The organism is Nocardiopsis dassonvillei, assembly GCF_964273065.1.
GTDB lineage: Bacteria > Actinomycetota > Actinomycetes > Streptosporangiales > Streptosporangiaceae > Nocardiopsis > Nocardiopsis dassonvillei_B.
The window spans coordinates 4,831,518-4,844,895 of sequence record NZ_OZ186815.1; the positions used below are offsets into that span (position 1 = coordinate 4,831,518).

General features: G+C 70.8%; 8 protein-coding genes and 1 other RNA gene. All 9 read left to right on the plus strand.

The window, feature by feature from the left end; genetic code table 11:
* Positions 1 to 75 precede the first annotated feature (75 nt).
* The 9 genes from ACSUPR_RS21665 to ACSUPR_RS21705 all read left to right on the plus strand — a co-directional run bounded on the left by ACSUPR_RS21665 (position 76) and on the right by ACSUPR_RS21705 (position 13,364).
* Entirely contained in the window at positions 76 to 4,944 is a 4,869-nt protein-coding gene (locus ACSUPR_RS21665; RefSeq protein WP_436886541.1) for an NAD-glutamate dehydrogenase, read from the plus strand.
* 136 nt (positions 4,945 to 5,080) lie between these two features.
* Positions 5,081 to 6,199: a peptide chain release factor 2 gene (gene prfB / locus ACSUPR_RS21670; protein WP_436886542.1), complete on the plus strand. Its 1,119-nt coding sequence runs from the start codon at positions 5,081 to 5,083 to the stop codon at positions 6,197 to 6,199.
* 497 nt (positions 6,200 to 6,696) lie between these two features.
* Positions 6,697 to 7,386: a cell division ATP-binding protein FtsE gene (gene ftsE, locus ACSUPR_RS21675; protein WP_013154728.1), complete on the plus strand. Its 690-nt coding sequence runs from the start codon at positions 6,697 to 6,699 to the stop codon at positions 7,384 to 7,386.
* Positions 7,387 to 7,477: 91 nt separating this feature from the next.
* Positions 7,478 to 8,389, plus strand: a complete 912-nt coding sequence (gene ftsX / locus ACSUPR_RS21680) for a permease-like cell division protein FtsX (protein WP_436886543.1) — start codon at positions 7,478 to 7,480, stop codon at positions 8,387 to 8,389.
* 73 nt (positions 8,390 to 8,462) lie between these two features.
* Positions 8,463 to 8,930 (plus strand): SsrA-binding protein SmpB, encoded by a 468-nt coding sequence (gene smpB, locus ACSUPR_RS21685; protein WP_073384230.1) that lies wholly within the window; start codon positions 8,463 to 8,465, stop codon positions 8,928 to 8,930.
* 23 nt (positions 8,931 to 8,953) lie between these two features.
* On the plus strand, positions 8,954 to 10,897 hold the full coding sequence (locus tag ACSUPR_RS21690) for a penicillin-binding transpeptidase domain-containing protein (RefSeq protein WP_436886544.1): 1,944 nt from the start codon (positions 8,954 to 8,956) through the stop codon (positions 10,895 to 10,897).
* 410 nt (positions 10,898 to 11,307) lie between these two features.
* Positions 11,308 to 11,680: a transfer-messenger RNA gene (gene ssrA / locus ACSUPR_RS21695) on the plus strand.
* A gap of 723 nt (positions 11,681 to 12,403) precedes the next feature.
* A complete protein-coding gene (locus tag ACSUPR_RS21700; RefSeq protein WP_436886545.1) occupies positions 12,404 to 12,709 on the plus strand; it encodes a serine hydrolase in 306 nt (101 codons plus the stop codon).
* A gap of 55 nt (positions 12,710 to 12,764) precedes the next feature.
* Positions 12,765 to 13,364, plus strand: a complete 600-nt coding sequence (locus ACSUPR_RS21705; protein WP_436886546.1) for a serine hydrolase domain-containing protein — start codon at positions 12,765 to 12,767, stop codon at positions 13,362 to 13,364.
* Positions 13,365 to 13,378: the final 14 nt, after the last annotated feature.

Here is a 13,378-nt window from a genome sequence, read left to right on the forward strand (position 1 = left end):
CGGTTCACAGGGCACATGACCCGGTGATCCCACAGCGCTCGTGCGACGTTGCTCACAAAGGAGTGAGATAGACACATGTCCGGGCAATCCGACGGCACCCTCCAGCAGCTGCTCGCCGAAGTGGCGGCCAAGTGGTCCCCCGGGCCGCGGCTCGGCGCCGACGAGGCCGAGGCCGTCCGCCGCTTCCTTCCCCTCTACTACCGGCACATCGACCCGGAGGAGATCGCCGGCCGCACCCCCGAGCAGATCTGCGGCATGGCCGAGGCGCACCGCTCCTTCGCCGCGCAGCGCCGCCCCGGCCGCGCCAAGGTCCGCGTGTACTCCCCGACGGTGGAGCGCGACGGCTGGGACCTGCGGACCAGCATCGTCGAGACCGTGACCGACAACGCGCCCTTCCTCGTCTCCTCCGTGACGATGGCCCTGCGCGAGCTCAACGCCGGCGTCCGCCTGATCATCCACCCCCAGATGACCGTGGGCCGCGACCTGGAGGGGAACCTCCGCCAGCTCGACCCGGAGATCGGCGGCGACGGCCTGCTGCCCGTCGACGAGTCGTGGATGCACATCGAGATCGACCGGCAGGCCGACCCCGAGCGGATCAAGGAGATCACCGACCGGCTCGAGGCCGTCCTCAACGACGTCCGCTACGTGGACGAGGACGCCGCCAAGATGAGCGACCGGGCCATCCGGATCGCCGACGAGCTGGCCGCCTACCCGGACCGCCTCGTCGCCGGGGGCGTGGACGCCCGCGAGGTCGGCGAGAGCGTCGACTTCCTGCGCTGGGTCGCCGGGCGCCACTTCACCTTCATGGGCTACCGCGAGTACTCGCTGGTCACCGACGAGAACGGCGACGACGCCCTGCGCCCCGAGCCCGGCACCGGCCTGGGCATCATGCGCATGGACTCCCCGGCCTCCACCAGCTTCGCCGCCCTGCCCCCGGAGATCCGCGGCAAGGCCCGCGAGCCCTACATCCTGGTGCTCACCAAGGCCAACTCCCGCTCCACCGTCCACCGCCCCAAGTACCTGGACTACATCGGCGTCAAGAAGTTCGACGCCCAGGGCAACATCGTGGGCGAGCGCCGCTTCCTGGGGCTGTTCACCTCCCAGGCCACCAACACGGGCATCGCCCAGATCCCCATCCTGCGCCGCAAACAGGCCGAGGTCCTCTCCCTGGCCGGCTTCGAGGCCGACAGCTACGACGGCCGCGACCTCATCGAACTGCTGGACACCTTCCCCCGGGAGGAGCTCCTCCAGATCCCGGTGGGCGAGCTGTACAGCATCGTCCGCGGCGTGATGCGCCTGCGCGACCGGCGCGGCACCAAGCTGTTCATGCGCCGCGACCCCTACGGCGGCCGGTACATGTCCTGCTTCGTGTACATGCCGCGCGACGAGTACAGCACCCGCGTGCGCCTGGCCATCCAGCAGGTCCTCGCCGACGCCTTCCACGGCGCGACCATGGACCACAACGTCATGATCGGCGCGGCCCCGCTGGCCCGCCTCTACCTGGTGGCGCGCGCCCGCCACGGCGAGACCCTCGCCGACATCGACCAGCTCGCCCTGGAGGAGAAGGTCCGCCGGGCCGCCCGCTCCTGGGACACCGACTTCGACGACGCCCTCACCGACGCCTTCGGCCCGGACCTGGCCACCGAGTACAAGGAGCGGTACGGCTCCGGCCTCACCGAGGCGTACAAGGTCGACAACCAGCCCGAGGTCGCCGCGAGCGACATCGGCGCCCTGGAGGCGCTGCTGGCCCGCACCGCGCCCGACGAGCGCCACGGCGCGTTCTCCGCCAGCCTGTACCGGCGCCCCGGCGACGACGACTGGCGCTTCCGCCTCTACCGCGTCGGCGAGCCCATCTCCCTGTCCCGGGTCATGCCGGTCCTGGAGCACCTGGGCGTCGAGGTCGTCGACGAGTGGCCCTACGACATCACCGTCCAGGGCGTGGGCCGGGTCTGGATCTACGACTTCGGCCTGGGCCCCATCACCGCCGCGGACCTGCCCGACGCCCGGCTCAAGGAGCTGTTCGAGGGCGCCTTCGACGCCTCCTGGCAGGGCCTGGGCGAGTCCGACCGCTTCAACAACCTGGTGGTGCGCGCCGGTCTGGACTGGCGCCAGCTCACCGTGCTGCGCGCCTACGCCAAGTACCTGCGCCAGGCCGGGTCCACCTTCACCCCCGACTTCCTGGCCGACATCCTGGGTGCCAACGTCGGGATCACCGGTCTGCTGGTGGACCTGTTCCAGGCGCGCTTCGACCCCGACCAGCCCGACGAGGGCCGCGCCGAGCGCGCCGCCGCCCTGGTCCGCAAGATCGAGGGCGAGCTGGAGTCGGTGGCCAGCCTGGACCACGACCGGGTCCTGCGCTCCTTCCTGGCCGTCATCAACGCCACCCTGCGCACCAACCACTACCAGGGCCACCCGTACCTGGTCCTCAAGCTCGACCCGCAGAGCATCCCGGACCTGCCCCAGCCCCGGCCCAGGTTCGAGATGTACGTCTACTCGCCGCGCGTCGAGGGCGTCCACCTGCGCTTCGGCAAGGTCGCCCGCGGCGGCCTGCGCTGGTCGGACCGGCTGGAGGACTTCCGCACCGAGGTCCTGGGCCTGGTCAAGGCGCAGATGGTGAAGAACTCGGTCATCGTCCCCAGCGGCGCCAAGGGCGGGTTCGTCTGCAAGCGCCTCCCCGAGGGCGGCACCCGCGAGCAGGTCATGGCCGAGGTCGTCGCCTGCTACAAGGACTTCATCAGCGGCCTGCTCGACGTCACCGACAACCTGGTCGACGGCGCCATCGTCCACCCCGAGCGCACCGTCCTGCACGACGGCGACGACTCCTACCTGGTGGTGGCGGCCGACAAGGGCACCGCGACGTTCTCCGACATCGCCAACTCCATCTCCAAGGAGCGCGGCTTCTGGCTGGGCGACGCCTTCGCCTCCGGCGGCTCGGTCGGCTACGACCACAAGGCCATGGGCATCACCGCCCGCGGCGCCTGGGAGTCGGTCAAGTACCACTTCCGGGAGATGGGCGTCGACGTCCAGAGCGACCCCTTCACGGTGGTCGGCATCGGCGACATGTCCGGCGACGTGTTCGGCAACGGCATGCTGCTGTCGCGGCGGATCCGTCTGGTCGCCGCGTTCGACCACCGGCACGTCTTCCTGGACCCCGACCCCGACCCGCACACCTCCTGGGTGGAGCGCGACCGGCTCTTCCGGCTGCCCCGCAGCAGCTGGGAGGACTACGACCCGGCGCTGATCAGCGAGGGCGGCGGCGTGCACCCGCGCTCGGCCAAGTCGGTGCCGGTCACCCCGCAGGTCCGCGCGGCCCTGGGCATCGAGGACGACGTCATCGCGCTGACCCCCGACGAGCTGATCCGCCGGATCCTCACCTCCCCGGTGGACCTGCTGTGGAACGGCGGCATCGGCACCTACGTCAAGGCCTCCACCCAGACCCACGCCGAGGTGGGGGACAAGGCCAACGACCAGCTCCGCGTGGACGCCACCGAGCTGCGGGTCAAGGTCGTCGGCGAGGGCGGGAACCTGGGCCTGACCCAGCCCGCCCGCATCGAGTTCGCCCGCGAGGGCGGCCGGGTCAACACCGACTTCATCGACAACTCGGCCGGCGTGGACACCTCCGACCACGAGGTGAACATCAAGATCATGCTCGACCGGGAGGTGCGCGACGGCTCGCTGGACGCCGAGGAGCGCGACAGCCTGTTCATCGACATGACCGACGAGGTCGCCGACCTGGTCCTGGACAACAACTACGCGCAGAACACGGTGCTGGCCGCCGGCCGCAAGCAGGCCCACCAGATGCTGCACGTCCACGGCCGCTACATGCGCCACCTGGAGCGCACCAAGGTCCTCAAGCGCAAGCTCGAGGACCTGCCCTCCGACAAGGCGATCGCGGAGCGGCGCGCGGCGGGCCAGGGCCTGACCGGCCCGGAGTTCGCGACGCTGCTGTCCTACACCAAGATCAGCCTCAAGGACCAGATCGGCCTGTCCGACCTGGCCGACGACCCGTACCTGGCCGACACCCTGGACGACTACTTCCCGACGCCGCTGCGCACGGAGCGGTTCGCGCGGGCGGTGGCCACCCACCCGCTGCGCCGGGAGATCATCGTCAACCAGGTCGTCAACCAGATGGTCAACCGCTCCGGGCTGACCTTCGCCTTCCGCCTCAACGAGGAGCTGGGCTCCAGCGCCGCGGACATCGCCCGCGCCTACCTGGTCTCCCAGGAGGTGCTGCGCCTCCAGGAGTTCTGGAGCGTGGTGGAGGAGCTGGACCACCGCATCTCGGTGGACAGCCAGCTCACCCTGCTGCTGGAGACCCGCAAGCTCGCCGAGCGCTCGGCCCGGTGGCTGCTGCGCAACCGCAGCTTCCCGTTCGACATCCGCACCGAGATCGGGTTCTTCTCCGCGGGCGTGGGCGAGGTCCTGGGGCGCCTGGTGGGCCTGCTGCGCGGCCGCGACCGGGAGGCGTTCGTCGAGCGCCGCGACCGCTACGTCGGCCTGGGCGTCCCGGCCGACCTCGCCGAGCGGGTCGCGGTCATGGTGCCCGCCTACTCCTCCCTGGACCTGGTGGAGATCGCGCACCGCACCGGCCGCCCGGTGGAGAAGGTCGCCGAGCTGTACTTCGAGCTGGCCGACCGGCTCAACATCAGCTGGTGGCGGGAGCGGATCATCGACCTGCCGCGCGACGACCGGTGGGGCACGATGGCGCGCGGCGCGCTGCGCGACGACCTGTACGAGGCGCACGCGGCCCTCACCGGCCGGGTGCTGGAGGCGGGGAGCCCGCAGGACCCGGTCGAGAAGCTGATGCTGTCCTGGTTCGAGCAGAACCGGTCGGTGATCGAGCGGGCCGGGATCACCCTGTCGGAGATCCAGGAGAACGAGCGGTTCGACCTGGCCACCCTGTCGGTGGCGCTGCGGTCCTTCCGCGCCCTGGTCGACGACTGATCCGGGCCGGGGACCCGCCGGGGCCGTCCTTCGGGGCGGCCCCGGCCGCGTTCCCGGCCTCGCGGGCCCGCCGTGCGCGCCCCGCGGCGGTTCGCCGGTGGCCGTCCCCGCGGGGCGGGGGCCTACACTGGGGTCCGTGGCAGAACTGGACCCAGCAGAGAAGATCAAGGACCTCGCGGCGACCCTGGCGAGCGTCACCGCCGTCTTGGACCTGGAGGCGATGCGCACCCGGATCGCGGAGCTGCGCGAGCAGTCCGCCGACCCGGAGCTGTGGGCCGACCAGGGCAACGCGCAGAAGGTGACGCGCGAACTCTCCAGTCTGGAGTCCATGGTCAACAAGATCGAGGGCATCGGCCAGCGGCTCGACGACCTGGGCGTGCTCTACGAGCTGGCCGAGATCGAGGACGACGCCGACACCCGTGTCGAGGCCGACCGCGACCTCGACCAGCTCCGCAAGGAGATCGGCGAGCTGGAGGTGCGCACCCTCCTCAACGGCCCGCACGACGAGCGCGAGGCCCTCGTCACCATCAACTCCCAGGCGGGCGGCGTGGACGCCGCCGACTGGGCGCAGATGCTCCAGCGCATGTACCTGCGCTGGGCCGAGCGGCACGGCTACCCGACGGAGATCTACGAGACCTCCTACGCGGAGGAGGCGGGCATCAAGTCCACCTCGTTCGCGGTCAAGGCGCCGTTCGCCTACGGCACCCTGCGCGGCGAGCACGGCACCCACCGCCTGGTCCGCATCTCCCCGTTCGACAACCAGAACCGGCGCCAGACCTCCTTCGCCGGCGTGGACGTCGTCCCGGTGGTGGAGCAGAGCGACCACATCGACATCGACGAGACCGAGCTGCGCATCGACGTGTACCGCTCCTCGGGCCCCGGCGGCCAGGGCGTCAACACCACCGACTCGGCGGTGCGCATCACCCACCTGCCCACCGGCATCGTGGTGTCCTGCCAGAACGAGCGGTCCCAGCTGCAGAACAAGGCGACCGCGATGACGATGCTCCAGGCCAAGCTGCTGGCGCGCAAGCGCGAGGAGGAGCAGGCGGCGCTCAACGACATCCGCGGCGAGTCGGTCAGCAGCTGGGGCACCCAGATGCGCAACTACGTGCTCCAGCCCTACCAGAGCGTCAAGGACGTGCGGACCGGCATGGAGACGGGCAACACCGCCGCGGTGCTGGACGGCGAGATCGACGAGTTCATCGACGCCGAGATCCGCTGGATGCGCAGCCGGGAGCGGGCCGAGGGGGCCTGACCGCGACACGCCGACCGGTCGGGCGGCGCGCACCGGGACCGGGGACCCCGTCCCCGCGGTGTGCGGGGCCCGGCCGTTCCGGTCTCCGGGGATCCGTGGCCCGGCCCCCGGAGGTGCGCCGCGAACGGGGGACCTCGGCCCTGTAATATCCGGGGACCCGCCCGCGCGGAGCGACGGCCCCGGCACCCTCGGTGCCGGTGCGGATGCTGCGGGTGAGTGCATTGGGAAGAATGTGCAGGTTGTATCCCAATGGTGATGCTCGCGACTCCGCGGTTTTACCGAAACGGCTATATGTGAACGTTATCATCGGTTGACACCTCCGATATGCTCGTGGCTGTTGTCCGATAGTGAGCGGAATCTTCGGGTGCGACGCGGCCTGGACGATCCGGGTCCTTCCCCCCTCTACACTGTCGGTTGGCCATGTGGCCGGTACGATCCCCGCACGGAGTCCTCTCCGCCGCGGGTACCCATACCTTCGAGAACCTTGTGATGCGCCTGTGATCCACTTCGATAACGTCACCAAGGTCTATCCGACCCAGAAGCGCCCCGCGCTCGACGGCGTTTCCATTGACGTAGACAAGGGCGAGTTCGTCTTCCTCGTCGGCCCGTCCGGCTCAGGCAAGTCGACCTTCCTCCGGTTGGTCCTCAAGGAGGAGAAGCCCGACAAGGGCCGCGTCCACGTGGCCGGCAAGGACCTCGCGCGCCTGTCCAACTGGAAGGTCCCGCACCTGCGCCGCCGCATCGGATGCGTCTTCCAGGACTTCCGCCTGCTGCCGAACAAGAACGTCTTCGAGAACGTCGCGTTCGCGCTGGAGGTCATCGGCAAGCCCCGCAGGTTCATCCGCAAGGTCGTCCCCGAGGTCGTCGAACTGGTCGGGCTGGAGGGCAAGGCCGGCCGCATGCCCAACGAGCTCTCCGGTGGTGAGCAGCAGCGCGTCGCGATCGCCCGCGCGTTCGTCAACCGCCCGCAGATCCTGCTGGCCGACGAGCCCACCGGCAACATCGACCCCGCGACCTCCATCGGCATCATGAAGGTCCTGGACCGGATCAACCGGACGGGTACCACCGTCGTCATGGCGACCCACGACGCCGCCATCGTCGACTCCATGCGCAAGCGCGTGATCGAGCTCGAAGAGGGCCTGGTGGTGCGCGACCAGACGCGCGGCGTCTACGGCCAGGCGTACTGACCTTCTGGCGCGCCCGGCGCCGGGCGGCCCACCCCGCGACGAGGATCGGACCGGCGCGGCGAACCACCCAAGGATGGACCTTTAACAGATCATGCGAGCACAATTCGTTCTCTCCGAGACGTGGATCGGCCTGCGTCGCAACCTGACGATGACCATCGCCGTCATCACGACGGTGGCCATCTCCCTGGCCCTCTTCGGCGCGGGCCTCCTGGTCAACCAGCAGGTCTCCGAGATGCGCAACTACTGGGACGAGCGGATCACGCTCACCATCTACATGTGCAACGAGATCTCGCCGACCGCCGTCTGCCAGGACAACGGTCCCGCCACCGAGGAGGACCGCACCGCCCTCGAGGACAAGCTCAACGGCATGGAGCAGGTCCAGGAGGTCACCTACCTGACCGCCGCCGAGGCCTGGCAGGACTTCCAGGAGCGCCTGGGCGCCTCCAACGAGGCCCTGGCCGCCGCCGCGCAGGAGGGCGACATCCCGGACAACTTCCGGGTGCAGCTCACCAACCCGGAGTACTACGACACCGTGCGGGCCGCCGTCGAGGGCAGCCCCGGCGTCGACTCCATCTCCAACGACCAGCGGGTCCTGGAGCAGTTCTTCGGCCTGCTGGACGGCCTCAAGTGGGCCGCGCTGCTGGTCGCCGGCGTGCAGCTGGCCGCCGCCGCGCTGCTGATCGGCAACACCATCCGCCTGTCGGCCTACAGCCGCCGCCGGGAGACGGGGATCATGCGCCTGGTCGGTGCCTCGAACTTCTACATCCAGCTGCCCTTCCTCCTCGAAGGCGCGATCGCCGGCCTGGTCGGCGGCCTCATCGCCTCCGGGTTCATCGTGGCCACCCGGTTCACGCTGCTGACCCGTGTGGAGGACTGGTTCCAGTTCGACATCGCCCTGGGCACCGGTTCGCTCATGTACGTGATCGGTGTTTCGATGATCCTCGGTGTGCTGCTGTGCACCGTCACCTCGTTCCTCACCCTGCGCCGGTACCTCAAGGTCTGACGCGGGCCGTCGGGGACGGACACGACCGAACGGGGGGCCTCGTGCCCCCCGGACGTATTGAAGGGACACCTCTGTGGCACGGGAAACCGGGCGCAAGCTCATCGCGCAGAATCGGCGTGCCCGGCACGAATACCACATCGACGAGACCTACGAGGCGGGCATCGTCCTCACCGGTACCGAGGTGAAATCTCTGCGGGAGGGCCGGGCGTCCATCGTCGACGGGTTCGCGCACATCGGCGACGGCGAGGTGTGGCTGGAACACGTGCACATCCCCGAGTACTCGCAGGGCACCTGGACCAACCACGCGTCCCGCCGATCGCGTAAGCTACTCCTGCACCGCGCGCAGATCTCGCGGCTCATCGGCAAGACCCGCGAGCCCGGGTACACGCTGATCCCGCTGGCGCTGTACTTCAGCGACGGTCGGGTCAAGGTCGAGATCGCTCTGGCACGCGGTAAGCGCGAATACGACAAGCGTCAGGACATCGCCGAACGCGAGGCGAAGCGGGACATGGAACGCGCGCTCCGCCAACGCAACCGATGAGGCGCCCGAAAGGAACACACACGGTGTCCCCCCGTCCCACCGGCCGCAGGATCGCGGCCGCCGGCAGCGCCCTGCTCCTCGTTGCCGCCCTGGCCGCCTGCACCCCGCACCCCAGCCCGGAGGTGGCCGTCAGGTCCTTCCTACTGGCCTGGCAGGGCGGGGACCACGCGGAGGCCGCCCGGTACACCGACGGTGAACCCGAGGAGGTCGAGCGCGCCCTCACGGAGATGAAGGAGCAGCTCGACCTCGCCTCCCTGCGGTTCGGGCTCGGACCGATCTCCCGGGAGAAGGAGGACGCCACCGCCGAGTTCTCGGTCCACGCGGACCTCGGCATCGGCGACCCCACCTGGGACTACACCGGCCGGATGCCGCTCACCTGGGGCCCCGACGGCTGGAAGATCACCTGGTCCTCCGGTGTCCTGCACCCCGACCTGGGCGCCGACGAGCGGCTCGCGGTCAGCTACGAGACCCAGGAGCGCGGCCAGATCCTCGACCGCGAGGGGCAGCCGCTGGTGACCGCGGACCGGGTGAGCGCCTTCGGCGTGGTGCCCGCCGAGATGGAGGACAAGGAGGCCGGGGTCACCGAGCTCGCCGAACTCCTCGACGAGAACCCCGATCCGCTGCTCAACCGGGTGCGCTCCGCGCCGCCCGAGCAGTTCCAGCCGCTGGTGCTCATGCGCAAATCCAGCGTGGACGGCTCCCTGCTGGCCGACGTCCGCCGGATCTCCGGTGCGGACGTCCAGGAGGTGGAGATCAACCTCACCCCGGCCTCGGCCCCGTTCGTGGTCGGCGAGGTCGCCGGGACCGCGGAGCACCGCGTCTCCTCCCGGGTCCCGGGAACCTACCAGGCGGGCGACACGGTCGGCCTGAGCGGACTGCAGAACATCTTCCAGCACGAACTGGCCGGCTCGGCCACCACCCGGGTGGTCACCCTGGACGCCTCAGGCGAGGTCACCGGCGTCCTGGAGTCCTGGGAGGGCGAGCGCAGCGGGGGCATCGACACCACCCTGGACTCCGGCGTGCAGCGGGCCGCGGAGAACGCGCTCACCGGGCTGCCCGGCGACGCCTACCTGGTGGCCGTGGACTCCGGCACCGGCGAGATCCTGGCCGCCGCCAACGCCTCCGGCAACACCGGCGACGACCGGGCCTTCACCGGTTCCTACAAGCCCGGCGGGACCTTCGGCGTGATCGCCGCCATGGCGGCCCTGGAGACCGGCGCGGCCACCCCGACCGGCGAGGTCCCCTGCGGGCCCAGCGTCGAGATCGGCGGCAGGACCTTCACCAACCCGAGCCAGGGGTCGCTGACGTTCGACCCCAGCCTGGTCCGCAACATCGCCTTCAACTGCAACGTCGGTCTCGCCTCCCTGGGCGGGGAGGTCGGCGCCCAGGCGCTCACCGAGACCGCGCAGCGGTTCGGCATCGGCCAGGAGTGGCAGCTGGCCGTGCCCGCCACCGCGGGCGAGGTCGAGATCGGCGGCGAGGAGGCCGAGCTGGCCTCGGCGATGATCGGCGAGCACGGGGTCCGGGTCAGCCCGCTGGGCATGGCCCTGGTCGCCGGTGCCGTCGCCGACGGCTCCTGGCACCCGCCGCAGCTGGTGAGCGACGAGGCCGCCGCGGGGACCGCCCTGGACGAGACCGGCCTCCAGGTGGTCCGCCAGGGCCTGCGCGAGGCCGTCGTCCAGCGGATGCCGGAACTGACCTTCGGGGTCGGCGAGGGCGAGGTGTACGGCCAGGCCGTGCGCACCGAGCAGGGCGACACCGCGCTGCACTGGTTCGTCGGCTACCAGGGGGAGGTGGCGTTCGCGGTGCTGGCCGAGGTCGACCCGGCCCAGACCCTGTTGTCGCAGTACGCGGTCGCAGCCGCGCAGTCCTTCCTCTCGGGTCTGGCCAACGGGGTGCCCGAGACCGCGGTCGAGGCGCCGCTGGCCGAGGCCGACCTCACCGCCACCGAGGAGACCGGCTGGTAATCCGGCCGTACTTAGCAAGCCCAGATAGGGCAAAACGGGCGGCGATAGGGCAAAACGGGCGGCCCTCCCGCAACCTTCGGGAGGGCCGCCCGCGTCTTCCCGGGTACCTGGCGCCGCAACAGGGGGTAGCGGCCCAGCGAAGAAGGCAGGACCTCATCTCGGGGGAGATCCTGTCGGTTTCCAACGGTCGGCCCGACCCTGCCGACCGGCCCCCGCGGGAGAGCGTCGACCACTCTGAGTCCGCCCCGCGGGGGTTTCCCCCTGTTCGGAACTCGCTCACGCCGTCGGGAATCAGCTTGGCCCCCGAGGTGTTGACCCGGTAGAGTGAGGATCGAGCGCAAGCGACCACGGTCCGAACGCTCGTTGCGGGCACCCGCGGCCTCGGCCGCAGGAGCCTTGACAACTTCACAGGGGGTGATCGGTTTCGACTTCGGTAGGCGTTTCAGGGGAAGCGGGTCGAGGGTTGTGTTTGTGACCTCGTTAATCCTGCATTCACGCTAAACACAAGTGCCAATTCCAAGCGCACTGAGTTCGCTCTCGCTGCCTAAGCGATAGCGACTCTGTCGGTCCGGGCTCGTCATCGGCCCGGGTACCGGCATCAGCCAGATGACTCACCGCACGGATCAGGCCACAGGGTCCGAGCGGGACATTTCAGTGGCTGGGCCCGTCAGCGATGTGTCTGTACAAGCGCTGGGGCCGAGTAGAACGACACTACAGACTGCACCCGGAGAAGCTCTGGTGCGTCATCGAAGGACGCGGGTTCGATTCCCGCCACCTCCACTCGACTCGGGACGGCCCTGCTCGCGCGTTGGACGCGCTCGCGGGGCCGTCTTCGTCATGTCCGCCGGGGGAGACCCCCGTGCCCCCGGGGCCACCCCCCTGTGCCGGGGGAGGGCGGGGAGCGGTCCTCGGGGCGTTGTGCGCTCTCGTGTCGTGACGTGGGCTGCGCCCACCGGGCGGCTCTTTCGGCTCGGGATGGCTCTGCTCGCGCGTTGGACGCGCTCGCGGGGCCGTCTTCGTCATGTCCGCCGGGGGAGACCCCCGTGCCCCCGGGGCCACCCCCCTGTGCCGGGGGAGGGCGGGGAGCGGTCCTCGGGGCGTTGTGCGCTCTCGTGTCGTGACGTGGGCTGCGCCCACCGGGCGGCTCTTTCGGCTCGGGACGGCTCTGCTCGCGCGTTGGACGCGCTCGCGGGGCCGTCTTCGTCATGTCCGCCGGGCCGGGGCCGGAGCCCTCGGTGACGCTTCCGCCCCGGCGGGGCGGGGCCGGCGGTGGTCTGTGGCGGCCCGTCCGCGCGGAAGCCGCGTCCCCCAGGGGGCGCGGCCTTTTTCGTATGCGTCGGAGTCGGTTTCCGGCCAGGGCGCGCTTCCCTTCGGCATGATGGTGGTCCGCGCCCTGGCCCCGCGTTCGTCTACCGGGAAGGGCGTGGGGATGCGGACTCGGCGGGGGTTCCTGATCGGGGGCGGCGTCGTTGCCGCGGCCGCGGCAACGGGGGTCGGAGCCGCGGTGTGGCGGGGGTCCAGGAGCCCGCAGGAGCGGCTGGCGGCGCTGGTGCCGGAGGGCCCGAGGTCAGCGTGGTGGCGGCGGACGGCGAGCCGTTGACGGCCGTGGGGATGGACACCGTGCGGGACGTGGGCTCGGTGAGCAAGCAGTTCACCGCGGCCGGGGTGATGCGGTTGGAGGAGGACGGGGAGCTGTCCGTCGAGGACCGGGTGGGGGCCTTCCCGCCCGGAGCGGTGGGGTGGCTGGGGGACGTCGGCCTGCACCGGCTCCTGACGCACACCGGCGGGCTGGTGGGGCTCGGTCGGGGATGACTGCGAGCCGCTGGGGCGGGAGGAGCTCGTCGCGGCGGCGGCGTCCCCGGAGCCGGTGGAGGGTTACCTGTATTCGAACGTCGGGTACGCGCTGCCGGCCGCCGTCATCGAGGTGGTGGCCGGGTCGTACGAGGGATTCCTGGCGGAGGTCCTGTTCGAGCCCGCGGGGATGACACGGACCGGGTACGTGCTGCCGGAGTGGGACGACGCCGAGGTGGCGGTGGAGTACGACGCGCAGGGCGCTTCGGTGGGGCGGCCTTACGAGCGGCCGTGGGCGGACGACGGCCCGTACTGGAACCTGCGGGGCATCGGCGGGATCCTGTCGACCGCGCGGGACATGCCGGCCTGGCACCGGGCCCTGAACGGGGGCGGGGTGCTGTCGGAGCGGGCGCTGGAGCGGATGTTCACGCCGCACGTGGCCGAGGACGCCGAGGGGTCGTCGCACTACGGGTACGGCTGGGTGGTCCTGGAGGTGGATGGCCGGACGGTGGCCTGGCACAACGGGGGGAACGGCACGGCGTACGCGGAGCTGCTGCACGTGCAGGACGGGCCGATGGCCTTCTGGGCGACCGGTGCGGTGGCCCGGGACGGGGAGTGGGACCTGGAGGACGCCGACGTGGCGGCGCGCATGGGGGAGGTCCTGCTGGGCATGTGACCCGGTACGGCTAC

Coding starts and splice junctions, on each gene's coding strand:
- ACSUPR_RS21665 (WP_436886541.1), top strand. CDS start 76: ATGTCCGGGCAATCCGACGGCACCCTCCAGCAGCTGCTCGCCGAAGTG.
- ftsX (WP_436886543.1), top strand. CDS start 7,478: ATGCGAGCACAATTCGTTCTCTCCGAGACGTGGATCGGCCTGCGTCGC.